An 18,252-nucleotide genomic window follows, 5' to 3' on the forward strand; every position below is an offset into this window, starting at 1 on the left:
CGGGCGCATGGCGCGCAGCCGGGCTCCGTTCAGGCGCTCAGCGTGGAATGACGGGCAGGACGATATGCGAGGGATAGCGGCTGGAATGCAGGACGCGTTGCTCGGCGACCTTGAGTTCGGCGTCTGCTCCGAACGCGTGCCCGGTGTTCGGGTTGCGGTCGTACTTGGGGAAGTTGGAGCTGGAGACGTCGACGCGGATGCGATGCCCGGCCTTGAACAGGTTGCTGGTGGCCCACAGGTCGATCGTGTACTCGTAGACCTCGCCCGGGGTCAGCAGCTCGGGCTGTTGGAACGACTTGCGATAGCGCGCGCGGATGATGCCGTCGGCGAGGTTGTAGGCCTTGCCATCGGGATGCACGTCGACGAGCTTCGCGGTGAAGTCGGTATCGGGGGCCGACGACACCGCGTACAACGTCACCGAGATCAGCCCGGTGACTTCCACGGGCTTGTCCAGCGGCGCGCTGGTGAACACCAGCACGTCGTCGCGGCGGCCGCTGGCGGCCTGGTCGTAGGGCCCTGCGTAACGCTCCGGCGTCAGGTTGCCGCCCAGGGTCATGACCGGGTCGGCAGGATCGTAGCGATAGGCGCTGGCGGCGCCTGCGTCGGTGTCGGCGGCGCGCGGCTTGCGCGTGTCCAGACGACCATCGCCATCGGCGGTATTGGCCTTGCCATCGCTGTGGAAGTAGTACCGCGTGTAGCGGGTGCGCGCCAACGGCCATTCCTGTTCGTCGCGCCAGCGGTTCTCGCCCATGACGAACAGGCGGACCGGCGCCTCGCGCAGAAAGCCGGTGTCCTGCTGCTTGAGCCAGTGGTCGAACCAGCGCACCTGCATGGCCTTGAGGTCGAGCAACGAGTCCGGGCCGAACTCCAGCTCGCCCAGCCGGGTCGCGCCATTGCGGCCGACCTTGTGGTCCCAGGGACCGATCACCAGCTTCTGGCCGCGGCGCGCGGTCGCGCTGCGACTGTCGCGCACCGCGGTCGCATAACTGCGCAAGGTGCCGCCCAGGATGCCGTCGTACCAGCCGCCGACGTTCAGGGCCGGCACGTCGAGCTGCTTGCCGACGCGCTCCACGTCGACCGGATGCCAGTACGCGTCCAGCGACGGATGCGCGACCCAGTCGCGCCAGAACGGGATGTCCAGGCCGAAGGCGGCATCGGTGGTCTTCAGCGGCAGGTGCCGGTACATCGCATCGATGTCCAGCGGCTGCGCCTGGTTGCTGCGCCCGGCCATCAGCAGGCCCCAGTTGACGCGCGACATCATCGCGAAGGCGCCCCCCGGATAGACCACGTCGGTGTAGTAGTTGAACGGCGCGACCGCGGGCGCGATCGTAACCAGCGCGGGCGGATGCAGCGGTGCGGCCAGCCATTGCGAGGCCGCCAGGTAGGACCCGCCGGTCATGCCGATGCGGCCATCCGACCAGGGCTGCGTCGCCAGCCAGGCGATGGTGTCGAAGCCGTCGGTGCCCTCGTTGATGTACGGATAGAACGTGCCGTTGGAATCGTAGCGGCCGCGCACGTCCTGCTGCACGAACACGTAGCCGGCATCGACCCAGCCCTGCGCGCTCGACAGCATGTCGTCGCCGTTGCCGTAGGGGTAGCGCGACAGCACCACCGGATGCCTGCCCTCGCCGACCGGACGATAGATGTCGGTCGACAGCGTCACGCCGTCGCGCATCGGCACCATGGCGTTGTACTGCACCTTGATCCGCGCGGGATCGACCTTGGCCGGCTTGGCTGCGGCTGCCTGCGCCTGCGCTGTCTGGGCAGTTGCGGACGACGCGGCGAAGACGCCAACCAACGCCAGCAACGCGGCCAGGGCGAGGCGGGACGGAATCGATGCCGGCAGGATCGGTGCAGGGTCAGGCAATGTGGAGCTCCAGCAAAGGTCGGGACGGGTCAATTTCAGGCAGAACAGGCAAAACAGGCAGGCAACAGGTCAGGCATCGCCAACAGGCCTGCTGCAGGAGATGTCCGTATCACTCGGGATGCATCGGGCGGCGATACGCCGTGCCCTCGTAGTCGGGCACGCGCACACCGGTCGGTGGCGTCTCGTGGCGCAGGTGCTGGACGAAGTAGTCCCAGGCCTTGCGGATCATGTAGCCATCCTGCCAGAGGTTCTTGTGGTCGCGACGCGGCAGCACCAGCAGGTCGAAATCCTTGTTCTCGCGGATCAGCGCGTCGGCCAGCTGCATCGTCAGCGCGATGTGCACGTCGTCGTCGATCTCGCCATGCGCCAGCAGCAGCTTGCCCTTCAGGTTGCCGGCCAGGTCCATGTTGGTCTGGTTGTCGTAGCTGTCGGGATAGTCCTTGGGATGGCCGTACCAGCGGTTGTGGCCGTAGACGAACAGGTAGTTGTCGTGGCTGCCCGCCGTGGCGACGCCGGCCTTGTAGAAGTCGGGGAACTGCAGCAGGGCGCGCGCGGCGCGATAGCCGCCCCAGGAGTGGCCGTAGATGCCGGTGCGCTCGATGTCGATCCAGCGGTGGCGCTTGGCCAGCTGCTGCATCGCGGCGATGTGGTCCTCCAGCATGATCGGTGCGGCGACTGCCTTGCCGAAGCCCAGGTCCTGCATCGACTGGCGGCGGAACGGCGTCGGACGGCCATCGAACATCATCACCACGAAGCCCAGCTGCGCCAGGCCCAGCGCACTGGCCTTGTCCTCGAGGAAGCGACGCGGCGCGTACAGGCTCTGCGTGCCGGTGTACTGCGACTCGACGATCGGATAGGACTTGCCCGGATCGAAGTCGTACGGCAGGAACAGCGTGCCGTAGAGGTCGGTCACGCCGTCGGCGGCCTTGGTCGAGAAGCGCTGCGGCGGCGTCCAGCCCAGGGCCTTGAGCCCGCTGATGTCGGCCTTGCCGAGCTCGGCGATCTGGCGGCCGTCGTTGCCGCGCAGCACGTGCGTCGGCGGCGTGTCGACGGTCGAATAGGTATCGACGAAGGACTGGCCGTCCGGCGAGAACTGCACCGAATGCTGCGCGTTCTCCGGGGTCAGCAGCTGCAGCTCGCCGCCATCCAGCGACACCCGGTACAGGTGCGAGTAGTACGGATCGCGTCCGGCCTCGCGACCGCCGGCCAGGAAGTACAGCCAGCGGCCTTGGGCATCGATGCGTACCAGCGAGTGGATCGCCCAGTCGCCGGCGGTGATCGCGTTCTTGAGGCGGCCGGTCGCGGTGTCGTAGAGGTAGTAGTGCCCCCAGTCGCTGCGCTCGGAATAGAACACGATCTCGCTGCCGTCACCGACCAGGTGGAAGCGCAGGGCTTCGTCGACGTCCGGGCGGTAGGTCAGCTCGGTGGTCTCGGTCAGCACGGCCCTCGCCTTGCCGGTGACCGGATCGGCCTCGTAGACGGTGATCGACTTGTAGTCGGGGGTTTCCGGCGCGGCAAAGACCTTGCTGCCATCGCGGTTCCAGCGCAGGCCGCCTTCCGGCGTCGGCACGAAGGCCATCACCGGCTTCGGGATCTCGAGGTTGGTGCGGCGACCATTGCGCATGTCGAACACCATCAGCTCGGCGCGCTGCACCTCGTCGTCCGGGTAGGCGGTGTTCTGGTAGTGCACCCAGGGGCGCTGGTGCTTGGCACCGGGATCGGTGCTGATGACGAACGGCAGCTTGTACAGATGGCGCTCGTCGACGCGGTAGGTCAGGTAGCGCTCGCCATCGGGCGACCACAGGCCGTACGGGATCGGCGGATCGCCGGCGAGCTTCTTCGACAGCGAGCGCAGGTCGCTGTGCGGCACCAGCGCGTAGACGTAATCGGGTTCGGCGTCGGTGGTCAGCGGTGTCGCCTGCCCCGTCGCCATCGCGATCCGGTGCAGGTTGCCGTCGACGACGCGGATCGCCCACTTGCCGTTCGGCGAGACGTCGAGGTCTTCCGGATGCGCGGGCGCACCCTCGCCTGCCGCAGCGGTCGTGGCCGCCGCTTCGCTGCGGGCGCCGCTCGCCAGGTCGATGCGGAGTTCACGCTTGCCGGTGGCGGTATCGAGCACCACGCTGACGCGTTTGCCGTCTTCGCTCCAGTCGGGGCTGACCGACATGCCGCGCACGTGGCGCTTGATCGTCCACGGCAGGTACTGCGACGCCTTCTCGTAGCGCGCGGTCAGATCGGGCGCCGATGCCGGGGGTGCCGCCAGCGCCGCCCCCGCCGTGCCGCCGAGGACCGTCAGCAGGACGACGGCGCGCGCCGTCAGCGACGATGAGGCAGACCCTACCGGGTGGGACGCGCGGAACACCTGGAACAACGAATGGAGCGGCGAAAGCAGGCGCGATGGCACGATGGGTGGTCTCCTGTCAGGCGGCACGATCAAGCGGAACAACGTGGCCTGCATGCATGGCACGACCAGTCGACCGTACATCATCGCGGGCAGCCGCCAGGGCGACATCCGAAAAATTACGTATATTGGCTGCGGGCTGCGACCAGGCCACAAGCTGCGAGAGGCCTTGTACCGCTGACAGCCTCGGCGCGGAAGCTCTAGCGCGACATGTAAGCGCTGGGCGACTGCCCGAACGCGCGCGTGAACATCGCCGTGAACGCACTTGGGCTTTCGTAGCCGACATCGAAGGCGACCGCACCGATCGGACGCCCGATCGACAACTGCGACACCGCCTCCATCAGGCGCACCTGCTGGCGCCACAACGCGAAGCCCATGCCCAGCTCTTCGCGGAACGTGCGGGTGAAGTTGCGCCGGCTCATGCCGGTCAGGACCGCCCACTGGTCGATGGTCCGCGTATCGGCAGGATTGTCCAGGATCGCCCGGCAGACCGCCTTCAGGCGTGGCTCGCTCGGCATGCCGACCACGTTGGAGACCGTCGGCATGCGCGCGATCTCACCGAGCAGCAGGTCGACGACGCGGGCTTCGCGGCTGTCGGGCGCATAGCCTTCGACGAACCCGACCGCCTCGATGATCAGCGCACGCAGGAAATCGGAGACTTCCAGCACCCTGCACTGGTCGGGCGCGGGCGCATGCGCGGCGTCGATGTACAGCGTGCGCAACGAGGCCGGGCCGCGATACGAAACCTCGTGCAGCATCCCGGCAGGCAACCAGACGGCACGACGGGGCGGGATGACCAGGCTGCTGCGCTCGGTGGTGACGGCCATGACACCCGACGAGGCGTACAGCAACTGCGCCCGCGAATGGCTGTGCATCGGGTCGACGAAGGCGACGCCGTATTCATCTTCCAGTCCGACGACAGGCCGGCTGTCGTCGCGATAGTCCTGACTGTGCTTCATCGACGAGGGTCCGGAATCAACGCTCAAGATCAGATCGCAAATGCGATCAGGAATCAATATGCCCCGTGGATTCACCTGAGTGCGCCGTTCAACTGGCGCTGGCGATCCGGCCGCCCGGAACACAGGCAAGCGGGTGGTCACCGACAGACGACCCGACCGCCAGGCGGACTGGCGGATGGACAGGCAAGCGTCCGCGCCTGGTACCGGCCATCCCGCCACCGGAACGTCCCTTGCCGCTCGCGCGGAGAGGCCCGGGCCCTGCTGCAACTGGGGGTGAGCCCGATTTGGCCCTAACGCACAGACATTGCGCCCATCCCGGCTAAAGCCTGTTCCGGCGCCATCGCTAGGCTCGAATCCACAGGCGGTGACATCCGGGGCGACCCGGGCAGCACCTCCGAATGGAAGCGGCACCGGCAATGGAACGCTGATATTGCACTCCGGCGCGGCCGTCCACCACACGACCCTGCCGGCCACCAGCCCTGGGGAGGGTCCGTTCGGAGACAGACCATGTTGATCCGCGACCTGCCGACACCGCCATACACGCAGAGCGATGCTGCCGCCGCGCATCGCGCCTTGCGCCACGCCCCCGACCTCGACAGCCTCTGGCGTTCCTGCGTCGACGTCTTCGATGCGTCCCTGCCCTACGCTGCCTGCGAGCTGTTCTTCGACTTCGAAGGCTTCAAGCCGCGCCGCGCCCTGCAGAACGTGCGCGCGCCGAATCCTTCCAGTGCGCAGCCGCCGGTCAGCCTCAGTGTCGCCGGTCCGTTCCTGGCGCGTCACCCGCGCCGACAGATCTACTCGTACTCGCAGATCCTGCGCAACGACCCCGGCGCACGCCGTCGCCGGCAATTGCAGATCCAGGGCTGTCGATGGAACGAGTTCGTGCAGTCCGCGTTCTGGCGCGACGACCAGCTCGACACCGTCCTCAGCGTCGCCTGCAGCGACAAGGACCAGACGTTCTCGCGCCAGGCCACCGAACTGCTGCAGGACATCTACCGTGATGTCGACGACAGCCTGCAGAGGCTGCGCGCGCTCGATGCCGAACGCCAGCGGCATGTCACGCTGGAATGCCTGCTCGACTGCCTGCCTTCCGCGGTGCTGCTGATTTCCGCCGATGGCCGCGTGCTGTTCGGCAACGACATGGCCCGGCAAGCGTGTCGACGCTGGAATGAAGGACTGCCCGATCCGGCCTGGCAACTGCAGGCCGACAGCGGTGCGCTGTTCGCACCCCATCCGCTGCCCTCGCTGGAATCGTTGCGCGCCCGTGGCGCCGCGACCATCCGTCATCCACAGATCGCGACCCTGTCGCTGCGCGTCTCCGCACAGACGCAGACCGCGCGTCCGGACATGTGCAACTGCCATCTGGTCGAACTCGTCGACGTCAAGGCCCTGCGCACCGATGCCGCGCCGCAGGACACCGTCAGCGACACCGCCTCCCACGGCACCTACCTGCAGACGCTGACACCACGCGAGCGCCGCGTCGCGCAACTGGTCGCCAACGGCATGCGCAACGAGGAAATCGCAAGCAAGCTGTGCCGGTCGCGGCGCACCATCGAATTCCAGGTCTCGTCGGTTTACCGCAAGCTCGGAGTCTCCAGCCGGATCCAGTTGAGCCGTCTGCTCAGCGAATAGCTGCGAGCCCGGCCCCATACCCGCCGACACGTCCACCAACACGTTTGCCCACCGCATCGATGCACAGCACCTGTTAACAGCTGTTAGGCAGTCACAGGTCACACCTTTGGATGCATCCAGCACGGAGGCGCTTCGAGCAGGCGGTTTCACGGCAAGCCATATTCAAGCGATCAGATTTTCCGCACGCCGCCAGAACGCGAACCGCGGCACCCCATCCTCTCAAAGGTTGCACAGAAAACGCTGCACCCACATCGCACCACCCGATCCATTGCAACGTCCAATGCACCGTTCCCAGCCAGGCCTGCGGCCCAGCCAAAAAAAGAGGCGCGGTAAGCACGTATCGCGAATCGTCTTCGCCTGCGTTCGACAGGAGTGTCACCCACTTACGGACACCCCGGCCTCCGCACGTCTTCGACGTGATCGCGGAGCGCATCTGCATGCCGCACTAAATCCGCATTCTTATTACAGACATAATATTTACGTGGAATTTCTTATTTATTTATGAAAGCAGCGGACATAGCGTAATCACACGACTGGAAAGGGAGGTTCCAGCGTTCGGCCCACGCCGATTCCGCACGTCAACAGACCCGCAACGGGTCACAGCCAGTCAGGGAATCGCCATGCTGCACCGTGGAACCACATCGACATCCTGTCGTACCCGTCACCCCAGCTCATCCCCCGCCCGCAAACATCCCCATGCCGCGCTGCGCCTGTTGCCGCTTGCGGCCGCCCTGCTGATCGCCAACCAGGCCGCCGCGCAATCGACCAGCGAAGAAGACAAGGCACGCGTCGAACGCGAGACCAAGACCCTCGACTCGGTCCAGGTCGTCGGCGTCGCGGTCGCCCGTGAAACCACGATCGGCCGCATGCCGTTGGCCCTGCGCGAAATCCCGCAATCGGTGACGGTCATGGATGCCGGTCGCATCGAAGACCAGAACCTGCGCAGCCTCGATGACGTGATGATCCAGACGCCCGGCATCATCCTGGGCGCAGACAGCAGCATCGAGAACACCATCTATGCCCGTGGACACGAGATCGAATCGATCCAGTACGACGGCATGACCACGACCACCGCCGCCGAGACCGTGGCCAGCCCGAACATGGCGATGTATGAAGCCGTCGAAGTGCTGCGCGGCTCCAACGGCGTGCTCAACGGCATCAACGGCTTCGGTTCCATCAACATGCGCCGCAAGCGCCCGATGGACTACTTCCAGCTCAATACCGGCATCGCCGCCGGCCAGTGGGACCGTTACCACTTCGACATCGACGTCACCGGTCCGCTCGACGACTCCGGCCGGATCCGCGGCCGCGCGGTGCTGGCCCAGGACGAGAAGCACTACTTCTACAACTACGCCGACTTCTCGGAAACCCTGCTGTACGGCACCGTCGAGATGGACCTGACCGACAAGACCACGTTGCGGATCGCCTCGCACTGGCAGGACACCGACGCCCATCCGAACACGCCCGGCGTGCCGTTCTACTATGACGGCAGGGACATGGGCCTGCCACGCTCGACCCTGCTGAGCCCGAGCTGGGCCAACTTCGTCTACGACACCAAGAACCTGTTCGTCGAGTTGAACCACCAGATCAACGACGACTGGTCGGCGAAGTTCATGGTCAACTACCTCGACACCAACAGCACCAACGATTACGCGTACTGGTGGGGCGGCATTGATCCCGCGACTGGGTTTGCGTCCCGCGACTGGATGGACATGTTCGGTGAGCAGCTGCAGCTGCAGCGCGAGCAGTCGGCCTTCGACTTCACGCTGCAGGGTGCTTTCAATTTCTGGGGCCGCGAGCACAAGGTACTGTTCGGCGCCAACCGTCAGATCCAGCACAACTCCTGGTACTACGCCGACACCACTGAAGACATCCTGGTGGACGGCGCAACGTTCGACGTCCGCAATTTCGATCCCAACAGTGTCTACCACCCCGGTTGGCAGCCGATCGACTACTACCGCCCGGATAACTACATCGCGCAGACCGGCCTGTTTGGCCAGATCGCCCTGCAGGCCACCGACGACCTGACCTTCATTCTCGGCGCGCGTTTCAACTGGTGGAAGACCTATGGGGTCACCTATCGCGTGGACCCGGCGGGGGACGAGGTAGACGAAATCAGCGATGTCAAGTTGGACGCCGAGATGTCTCCGCTGGTCGGCGTGACCTGGCGCATCAACGATACCTGGTCGATGTACGGTAGCTATACCGACTACCTGACGCCGACTGCGGCCATCAACGATCAGCGCCGGGTGTTGCCGCCCGCCGAATCGGCCAACATGGAAGTCGGTATCAAGGGCGAACTGTTCGATCGCCGATTGATCGCATCCTTCGCTGTCTTTCGCCTGGAAGAAAGCAATCGCCCCATTTCCGACCCGCGATACCCGCCGGGTGGTGAGATCAGCTACTCCATCGCCAGCGGCAAGACCCGCAGCGATGGCTTCGAGGTCGAGCTCAATGGCCTGATCACCAACGATTGGAGCATGAACTTCGGCTACACCTACAACACGACCAAGAACGTCAGGACCGACGAGGACCCGGAAGATCCTGAATCCGGCGTCGGCCAGCCGTTCGCGACGTTCACGCCCAAGCATATCGTCAAGCTGTGGTCGAACTACCGCCTGCCGTTCGCGCAGGACCGGCTGTCGATCGGCCTGGGCGTGATCGGGCAGAGCAAGATCGACCGGCCGTTCATCCATTACTTTCCGGACGATACGTTCTCCGAGTACGTCCTGCACAAGGGTGGCTACGTGGTGGCCGACATCCGCGTCAACTACCTGTTGAACGAGACCTGGACCCTGGGCTGGAACTGGAACAACATCTTCGACAAGACCTATTACGCCGGTTCTGTCGGTTCCAATCCCAGCGGCAACCACTTCTATGGCGAACCCCGCAACGTGATGTTCACGCTGCGCGGCAAGTTCTAGACCTGCAACGCCCCTGCGGCAGGTGTCACCGGCCCACCGGCGACACCTGTCGTGACCTGGATGCACGACTGCGCGGCCATGCCGTGCCACATCACACCCCGCTGCGATCATCCGCCCACACGGGCGCGATCGCTGCGCGGACATGGAACCGACCGATGACGACCCGATCCCTGCTGGCGAGCCTGCTGGCCGCGCTGTCCCTGTCGCTGATCGCCAGCACGGCGTCGGCCCGCCCGGCGACGATCGCGGATCTCGAACGCATCGAGACCATCGGCGACGCCCACATCTCGCCCGACGGGCGCGATGTCCTCTACACCGTGACCACCACCGACGTCGCCGCCGATACCCAGCGCACCAGCATCTGGCGCGTCGGCTGGGACGGTGCGACACCGGTCCGGGTCACCCGGCCCGAGGACGGCGCCAGCGCGCCCCGCTGGAGCCCGGATGGCCGCTGGATCAGCTTCATCCAGTCCCAGGGCGACGCCCCGGGCCAGCTCTGGCTGCTCGACCGCCGGGGCGGCAGCGCGCCGAAGCGCGCGACCGATGTCGGCGGCGGCATCGATCATTACGTCTGGTCGCCGGACAGCCGCCGGCTCGCCCTGGTGCGCCGTGTCGAGACGCCATTGCGCAAGGGAGCCGACGGCAAACAGATCCCCGAGCCCTGGGTCATCGATCGCGTGCGCTTCAAGGAGGACGCCGGTGATGGCTACCTGCACAACCGCATCAAGCCGCCGCGGATCTATCTCTACGACCTGCAGGCGCAAACGCTTGACGCCCTGACGGCCGGTGGCGAGTTCGAGGAAGACAGCCCGAGTTGGTCGCCCGATGGCGATCGCATCGCCTTCGTCAGCAACCGCCAACCCGACTGGCAACACAGCGACTATGGCGACATCTTCGTGGCGCCCACACGCGCCGGTTCGACGCCGACGCGGCTGACCGACTTTCCCGGCTACGAAGGCGCGCCCGCATGGAGCCCGGACGGGCGCCAGATCGTCTTCGCGCACGGCAGCGATCCGCAGTACTGGATGTACAACCAGCTCGATCTCGCCAGCGTGCCGGCGGCAGGCGGACCGATCCGCCGCCTGGCGACCGCGCTCGACCGCGACATCGGCGATCCGGTGTTCAGCCCCGACGGCCGCACGATCCGCTTCCTGGCCGCCGACGATCTCGAACACGTGCTGGCGCAGGTTCCGGCCAACGATGGCAAGGTCGAGCCGCTGCTCAAGGGCGGCCATTACATCGCATCGATGAGCCAGTCGCGGGATGGCCGCATCGCCGTGGTCGCCGCCAGCGAAGGTGTCCCCCCCGAGTTGCATGCGCTCGAGAACGGCAAGCTGCGTGCGCTGACCCGGCACAATGCCGAATGGACGCGCGGACTCGACCTGGTCAAGCGCGAAGCGATCGCGTTCCGCGGCGTCGATGGCGAAGACGTCCATGGCCTGCTCGCACGCCCGGTCGGCTACCAGGCCGGCCGCCGCTATCCCACGGTGATGTGGCTGCATGGCGGCCCTTACGGTCGCGACGAATACGGGTTCGACCCCACCGTGCAACTGCTGGCGGCCAATGGCTATGCGGTGGTGCAGGTCAACTACCGCGGCAGTCTCGGTCGCGGCCGGACGCACGGCCGCGGCATCTTCGGCGACTGGGGCAATCGCGACGTGACCGACTCGCTGGCCGGCATCGAGTATGTGGTCGGCATGGGCATCGCCGATCCGCAGCGGCTCGGCGTCGGCGGCTGGAGCTACGGTGGCTTCCTGACCGATTTCATCATCGTCAGCGACACCCGCTTCAAGGCCGCGGTGTCCGGCGCCGGCTCGCCGACCAAGACCTCGCTGTACGGCACCGACCTGTACGCGCATGGCAACGAACTGGAATGGGGCACGCCCTGGGACAACACCGAGATGTGGATGCGGGTATCGCGACCGCTGTTCCAGGCCAACCGCGTGCGCACGCCGACGCTGTTCCTGCACGGCGCCAAGGATTACAACGTGCCGGTCAGCGGCAGCGAGCAGATGTACCGCGCCCTGAAGACGCTGCGCATCCCGACCCAACTGGTGATCTATCCCGACGAACACCACGGCATCCATCGTCCCAGCTTCAGCCGTGACCTGTCGCAGCGCCTGCTCGACTGGTACCGGACCCATCTTCTGAACGACGCCGCCGCGAAGGCCGCGACCACGACCACGGCGTCGCAATGAGAATCAACATCGTGCGCGCACGCGCCTGCGACAGGCTGGCCCGAACGCACAGGTATTGCGCCCAGCGCGGCTACGTTGCCGCAGGGTGCGCTGGCTACCCTGCGCTACGTCGTCGCCACCGCGCAACGGCACGCCTACGCACGGCGACCGCCCTCCCCGACGGACGGCCAGGACATCCTGCACGCACGCGCCCCACCGCACGCTTCGCGCTGCCCGTGAACGCGACGGCATGACGGTCCCGGTATCGACCCCGGGACATGGCGGGCCCAGCCATCGGCGACACCACACACATCCGGCCCACAGGGCCGGCACAGCACCATCCGCAACGCAACACACGGCAGGACATGCATGAACCAGGAAAACACCCGGGAACTCCAGGCGCAGCCCACGGCGGCCCAACACAACGACGGCCTGGATCCGGAGATCCGCGCCTTCGTCACCAAGATGGGCGAGCGCTGGCGCGAGCACCCGGCGATGAGCTCGGTCAGCATCCCCGAGCAGCGCAAGATCGCCGAGGCCGTGCGCAGCTACTGGCGCCAGGGCGGCCCGCAAATGGCCAAGACCACCGACCTGCAGATCCCGGTCGACGACAAGAGCGTGCGCGTCCGCGTGCTCGACCCCGTCGCGAAGGACGGCACTGCCGGCCCGAAGCCGGCCCTGGTCTACCTGCATGGCGGCGGCTGGACCATCTTCAGCATCGATACCCATGATCGCCTGATGCGCGAGTACGCCGAACGCGCGGACATCGTGCTGATCGCGGTCGATTACACCCTTTCGCCGGAAGTGCGCTTCCCGCGCGCGCTCGACGAAACCCTGGCCGTCGTGCACTGGTTGCGCGCACATGGGCCCGAGGTCGGCGTCGACCCCGAGCAGATCGCGGTCGGCGGCGATTCTGCCGGCGCAGCGATGACCATCGCGACCTGCATGCGCCTGCGCGATGCCGGCCAGGGCGATGTCGTCAAGGCGATGCTGCTGAACTACGGTGCGTTCGATGCGGCCTGCGACACCGAGTCCTACGAGCGCTACGGCAATGGCGGCTACATGTGGGATTCCGGCGAGATGTATGCGTTCTGGCAGAACTACCTCGGCCCGGACGGCGACCCGAAGAACCCGCTGGCCGCCCCGATCCATGCCGATGTCCGCGACCTGCCGCCGGCCTTCATGTGCATTCCCGAATGCGACGTGATGTTCGACGAAAGCATGGTCATGGCCGATCGCCTGCGCCGCGCCGGCGTGTCGACACAGGCGGTGATCTATCCGGGCGCGACACACAGCTTCCTCGAAGCGGTGTCGATCTCGCGCATCACCAACCGCGCGTTCGACGATGCGTCGCGCTGGTTGTCGGATATGCTGCGACCCTGAGTCGCTCGCCATCGCCCTGTCGTCCGCGACAGGGCCTGGCCAGTGGCGGTCACTGCCCCAGCCTGGAACCCGTTGCAGCGCCCATGCCGCGGCGGGCCACCGATCCCTGCCCGATCATCGCGTCCCCGGAGTGCCATGCGCCCGCTCATGCTGTCGTTCGCCCTGCTGCTCGCCGCGCCTGTCGTTTCCGCGCCCGCCCTTGCCGCCACCGCGCCGGCGGTCCTGCCTGCGCAGGTCGTCCAGAAGATCGATGCCCTGTTCGACCCGTGGACGCGCAGCGACGCGCCCGGCTGTGCGATCAGCGTCACCCGCGACGGCCAGGCCGTGTTCGAACGCGGCTACGGCATGGCCGACCTGGAACAGGGCGTCGCGATCCGGCCCGACACGGTGTTCAACATCGCGTCGCTGTCCAAGCAGTTCACCACCACGTCGATCTCGCTGCTCGAACAGGACGGCAAGCTGTCCTGGGACGATGACGTCCGTCGCTACATCCCCGAATTGCCCGACTACGGCACGCCGATCACGCTGCGCCATCTGGCCAACCACACCAGCGGCCTGCGCGACTGGCTGGGCCTGCTGGAGCTGGCCGGCTGGAACTGGGTCGACGAGGCCACCGAGTCGCAGGTGCTGTCGGCCATCGTCCGCCAGAAGCAGCTGAACTTCCCGACCGGCAGCCGCTATCTGTACAGCAACTCCGGCTACATCCTGCTCGCGATCATCGTCGACCGCGTCAGTGGACAGTCGCTCGGCGATTTCAGCCGCGCCCGCATCTTCGAACCGCTGGGCATGCTGCACACGCGCTTCTACGACGACCGCACGATGATCATGCCCAACCGCGCGATCGGACATCTGCTGCGCGAGGACGGCAGCCTCGGCATCTGGCGCCCGACCTACGAGATCGTCGGCGATGGCGCGGTGCTGACCAGCGTGCAGGACATGCAACGCTGGGAACGCAACTTCCTGACCCCGACGCTGGGCCGCGAACCGCAGGCGCTGGTCGACGGCCTGCTGCGTAACGGCGTGCTCAACGACGGCAAGCAGATCGATTACGCGCTGGCGCTGACGCACGGGCAGTACCGCGGCCTGCCGACGGTCAGCCATTCCGGCGGCATCCCCGGCTACGCGACCAACATGCTGCGCTTCCCGACCCAGCGGGTTTCGGTGACGGTGCTGTGCAACCAGGGCAGCAGCCCGGCCACCGCCCTGACCCAGGCCGTCGCCGATGTCGTGCTGGACGGCCGCTTCAGCAGCGGCAGCGCCACCAAGGCACCCGAGCGCCCCGGCCCCTACCAGCCCGATCCGAAGCAGGCCAAGGCGACCATTGCGGTCAAGCTGGACGAGCATGTCGGCCGCTACTACAGCGACGAGCTCGACGTCGCTTACACGCTGCGTGCCGACACCGTCGCGAACGCACTGGTCACGCAGATCGGCCACCTGCCGCCGGTACGCTTCGTCGCGACCCGCGCCGATCATTTCGAAGGCGCCAGCGAGGACAACGATGGCGTCACGCTGGACTTCCAGCGCGATGCCGGCGGCAAGGTCACCGGCTTCACGCTGGAGACCGGTCGCCTGAAAGGGCTGGGCTTCCAGCGCGTCCAGGAATGAACATGGCCCGCTCCACCCGGCGCGGCCACGGCCAGCGGCTGGCGGTCATCGTGCTGGCCGCTGTCCTGGGCATGGCCTGTGCGGTTGCGCAGGCGCATGCCGACGCCGCCGCAAAGGACGCCACGCCCGCCACACACGCCAGCTTCACCCGCACCGAGGTCGTCAACCGCATCGCCGACCTGCAACGCATCAGCACGCCCGAAGGCATCGACGTGCTGGAGGAAGTGGAACTCGGTGGCGTGCGCCAGTGGATCTCGATCCGCGGCCTCAACCGCAACAATCCGGTGCTGCTGTTCATCCATGGCGGTCCGGGCTCGCCGATGATGCCGACCGCTTGGGCGTTCCAGAAGCCGTGGGAAGACTTCTTCACCGTGGTGCACTGGGATCAGCGCGGCGCGGGCAAGAGCCATCATCCGCAGGACGACCAGGCGCTGTCGCCGACGATCACCACCGAGCAGATCGTCCGCGATGCCGGCGAGCTGATCGCCCTGCTGCGCCAGCGCCTGCACAAGGACAAGATCGTGCTGCTGGGCTACTCGCATGGCGCCAAGGTCGGCATGCAGGTCGCCGACCGCCATCCGCAGTGGCTGCATGCCTATGTCGCCGTCGGGCAGACCACCAATGGCCAGGAACAGCGCATCCTCGATCGCCTGTTCGACATCGCGCAGGCGCGCGGCGACCAGGAAGCGCTGGCGGAGCTGCGCACGGTCGGCGCGTATCCTGGCAAGGACATCGCCAAGTCCAACCGCGACGTCTGGCTGGTCCGCAAATGGGCACGGCGTTACGACGGCGGCTGGTACGGACTGCCCGACCTCGACCTGTTCGGCGTGCTGCCGGACTTCGCCCCCGAATACACGGCCGCAGAAGGCCAGCGTCTGTCCAGCGGCGATGACTGGTTCATCGACCAGATGCTGATCAATACGCCGGACGAGGCTTTCCGCGCGTACCCGCAGCCGACACGGTTCAAGATTCCCGTGCTGCTGCTGATGGGCCGCTACGACCTGCACACCCCGTATGCACCTGCACGCGAGTACTTCGATCGCATCCAGGCCCCGCACAAGCGCTTCGTGACGTTCGAGCGCAGCGCGCATTTCCCCTTCATCGAAGAACCCGGCCGCTTCCTGCAGACCCTGATCCAGGAGGTCCTGCCGTTGACCGAGGGCGCCGTGGATTTCGAGGTGCAGCCCGATGCGCCCAGGTCGCCGCGCAGCACGAGCGCACGCCCGGACACGTCCGCCGACTGAGCGGGTTGGCTGAGCGGGCGCGTCCTGAGCGCGCTGGCTGAGCCGGCTGCCTGAGCAGGCGGGCTGGGCAGACAAGCCCGCCCGAGCGATGCGCCGTGCAGGTCGGACACCCGACGCGCTGTCCGCCGACGCCCGTGACAACCCTGCATCACGGCTGCAGCCGGCGGGGAAAATACGTAATTCCCCTGATGCTGCCGGCTTGGACAACGCAGGATCATCGGGCATGCGGATCATCACCGGCAGCCGAGGCACCTTCTGACACGCGCTCGACGCACCGATCGCCAGCCGCCCGTGGCCCCGGCATCGCTGGCGGGCCAACGCCGCGTGCCGCCCTCTGCCCCGGCCACGCCGCCGTGCATGCCATCGCCGCGATTCGCCCTGGCCTGATCGTCACCCGCCATTCGCCATGCCATTCGCGGCCCACGGGCCGCACCTTTTTCTGCAGGAGTGGGACCATGAAACACCATCTGCTCGCCTGTCTGCTGCCGTTGTGCGCGCTGCTGTTGCCCGCCTGCAGCCCACCGGCGCCGACCCCGGTGTCCTCGACCCTGATCAACAACGTCCGCCTCGTCGACGGCACCGGCGCGCCCGCCTACACCGGCGCCGTCCGCATCGCCGACGGCCGTATTCTCGAAGTCGCGGCGACGCTGGCGCCCATCCCCGGTGAAACCGTCATCGATGGGGGCGGCCAGGTGCTCGCGCCAGGCTTCATCGATACCCACAGCCATCATGAGCGTGGGCTCGAGCAGACACCCACCGCCGACGAACTGGTCAGCCAGGGCGTCACCACCATCGTGGTCGGCCAGGATGGCGGATCGATCTTCCCGCTGGGCAAGCTGTGGGAACAACTGGCCGCCAGGCCCGTCGCCGTCAACGTGGCCTCGTACACCGGCCACAACACGCTGCGCGGACAAGTGCTGGGCGAGGATTACAAGCGCGTGTCGACGCCGGAGGAAATCGCACGCATGCGCGACCTCGTCGATGCCGACATGCGCGCCGGCGCGATCGGCCTGTCCAGTGGCCTGGGCTACGACCCCGGCATCTACGGCTCGACCGAGGAAGTGGTCGAGATGGCCAAGGCGACCGCGCCGTATGGCGGACGCTACATCAGCCATATCCGCAGCGAGAACATCGGTCTGTGGGATTCGATCGACGAGCTGCTGCGGGTCGGCCGCGAAGCCGGCATCCCGGTGCAGCTGTCGCACGCCAAGCTGGCGATGGTCTCGCTGTGGGGACAGGCGCCCGAGCTGTTGCGCAAGCTCGACGCCGCGCGCGCCGATGGACTCGACGCCACGCTCGACATCTATCCGTATGCGTACTGGCAATCGACGATGACCGTGGTGCTGCCCGAGCGCGACTTCGACGATGTCGCCGCGGCACGCTATGCACTGAGCAACTTCATCAAGCCCGAAGGCGTACTGTTCGGCACCTTTGCGGCCGATCCCTCGATCGAAGGCAAGACGCTGGCCGAGGTCGCCGCAGAACGCGGCGAGGACCCAGCCACGCTGTACCTGGCCCTGATCCGTCAGTCCATCGACAAGGACGCCGACGAGAGCATCATCGGCACCAGCATGGACGAGGCCGACATCGCGACGATGATGCGCTGGCCGCATGCCAACATCTGTTCCGACGGCGAGATCGACGGCGCGCACCCACGTGGCGCGGGCTCGTTCGCACGCGTACTGGCCAAGTACGTGCGCAGCGACGGCGTGCTGACCCTGGAGCAGGCCGTGCACCGGATGTCGGGGCTGGCGGCCGCGCACATGGGCTTTGCCGATCGCGGCACCCTCAAACCCGGGCAGTCGGCCGACCTGGTGCTGTTCGATCCCACGACCGTCGCCGACCATGCCACGACGAAGACGCCCGAGGCGCTGGCATCGGGCTTCAGCGGCGTCTGGGTCAACGGCCAGCGGGTCTGGGACAACGGCCGCACCACCGGCCAGTTCCCCGGCCAGCCGATCCTGCACGCGGCCGCGGCCGCAAAGGACTGACACCCGCGCCGTTTACCCGCGTCACGTGGCCACCCTGCACGTCGCGCTCAAGCCAGTCGATTCCAAGTA

General features: G+C 66.8%; 10 protein-coding genes. 7 read left to right on the forward strand and 3 right to left on the reverse strand.

Going from position 1 to position 18,252, the window contains the following annotated elements:
- Positions 1–37 precede the first annotated feature (37 nt).
- The 3 genes from ACYX7E_RS13615 to ACYX7E_RS13625 form a co-directional block, all read right to left on the reverse strand.
- Positions 38–1,867 carry a CocE/NonD family hydrolase gene (locus ACYX7E_RS13615; RefSeq protein WP_462081127.1) on the reverse strand — a complete coding sequence of 610 codons (1,830 nt, stop codon included), beginning with the start codon at positions 1,865–1,867 and terminating at the stop codon, positions 38–40.
- A 109-nt stretch (positions 1,868–1,976) separates the two neighbouring features.
- Positions 1,977–4,271, reverse strand: coding sequence for a S9 family peptidase (locus tag ACYX7E_RS13620; protein WP_462081128.1), 2,295 nt, complete (start codon positions 4,269–4,271; stop codon positions 1,977–1,979).
- Between the two features lie 197 nt (positions 4,272–4,468).
- A complete protein-coding gene (locus ACYX7E_RS13625) occupies positions 4,469–5,227 on the reverse strand; it encodes an AraC family transcriptional regulator (protein WP_462081129.1) in 759 nt (252 codons plus the stop codon).
- A gap of 507 nt (positions 5,228–5,734) precedes the next feature.
- Here ACYX7E_RS13625 and ACYX7E_RS13630 point away from each other — a divergent pair.
- The 7 genes from ACYX7E_RS13630 (at position 5,735) to ACYX7E_RS13660 (ending at position 18,183) form a co-directional block, all read left to right on the forward strand.
- Positions 5,735–6,859 (forward strand): helix-turn-helix transcriptional regulator, encoded by a 1,125-nt coding sequence (locus ACYX7E_RS13630; RefSeq protein WP_462081130.1) that lies wholly within the window; start codon positions 5,735–5,737, stop codon positions 6,857–6,859.
- Between the two features lie 620 nt (positions 6,860–7,479).
- Entirely contained in the window at positions 7,480–9,783 is a 2,304-nt protein-coding gene (locus tag ACYX7E_RS13635) for a TonB-dependent siderophore receptor (RefSeq protein WP_462081131.1), read from the forward strand.
- Positions 9,784–9,938: 155 nt separating this feature from the next.
- On the forward strand, positions 9,939–11,981 hold the full coding sequence (locus ACYX7E_RS13640) for a S9 family peptidase (protein WP_462081132.1): 2,043 nt from the start codon (positions 9,939–9,941) through the stop codon (positions 11,979–11,981).
- 348 nt (positions 11,982–12,329) lie between these two features.
- Positions 12,330–13,343, forward strand: coding sequence for an alpha/beta hydrolase (locus ACYX7E_RS13645; protein WP_462081133.1), 1,014 nt, complete (start codon positions 12,330–12,332; stop codon positions 13,341–13,343).
- A gap of 135 nt (positions 13,344–13,478) precedes the next feature.
- Positions 13,479–14,948 carry a serine hydrolase domain-containing protein gene (locus ACYX7E_RS13650; RefSeq protein ID WP_462081134.1) on the forward strand — a complete coding sequence of 490 codons (1,470 nt, stop codon included), beginning with the start codon at positions 13,479–13,481 and terminating at the stop codon, positions 14,946–14,948.
- A gap of 2 nt (positions 14,949–14,950) precedes the next feature.
- The gene (locus ACYX7E_RS13655; RefSeq protein WP_462081135.1) at positions 14,951–16,192 is read left to right on the forward strand and encodes an alpha/beta fold hydrolase; all 1,242 of its coding nucleotides are present in this window, start codon (positions 14,951–14,953) and stop codon (positions 16,190–16,192) included.
- Between the two features lie 455 nt (positions 16,193–16,647).
- A complete protein-coding gene (locus ACYX7E_RS13660) occupies positions 16,648–18,183 on the forward strand; it encodes an N-acyl-D-amino-acid deacylase family protein (RefSeq protein ID WP_462081136.1) in 1,536 nt (511 codons plus the stop codon).
- Positions 18,184–18,252: the final 69 nt, after the last annotated feature.

The organism is Luteimonas sp. RIT-PG2_3 (genome assembly GCF_054902115.1).

Bases quoted from the DNA above. Each gene is read 5' to 3' on its own strand.
- ACYX7E_RS13625 (WP_462081129.1), bottom strand. From the start codon at position 5,227: ATGAAGCACAGTCAGGACTATCGCGACGACAGCCGGCCTGTCGTCGGA.
- ACYX7E_RS13630 (WP_462081130.1), top strand. From the start codon at position 5,735: ATGTTGATCCGCGACCTGCCGACACCGCCATACACGCAGAGCGATGCT.
- ACYX7E_RS13635 (WP_462081131.1), top strand. From the start codon at position 7,480: ATGCTGCACCGTGGAACCACATCGACATCCTGTCGTACCCGTCACCCC.
- ACYX7E_RS13640 (WP_462081132.1), top strand. From the start codon at position 9,939: ATGACGACCCGATCCCTGCTGGCGAGCCTGCTGGCCGCGCTGTCCCTG.
- ACYX7E_RS13645 (WP_462081133.1), top strand. From the start codon at position 12,330: ATGAACCAGGAAAACACCCGGGAACTCCAGGCGCAGCCCACGGCGGCC.
- ACYX7E_RS13650 (WP_462081134.1), top strand. From the start codon at position 13,479: ATGCGCCCGCTCATGCTGTCGTTCGCCCTGCTGCTCGCCGCGCCTGTC.
- ACYX7E_RS13655 (WP_462081135.1), top strand. From the start codon at position 14,951: ATGGCCCGCTCCACCCGGCGCGGCCACGGCCAGCGGCTGGCGGTCATC.
- ACYX7E_RS13660 (WP_462081136.1), top strand. From the start codon at position 16,648: ATGAAACACCATCTGCTCGCCTGTCTGCTGCCGTTGTGCGCGCTGCTG.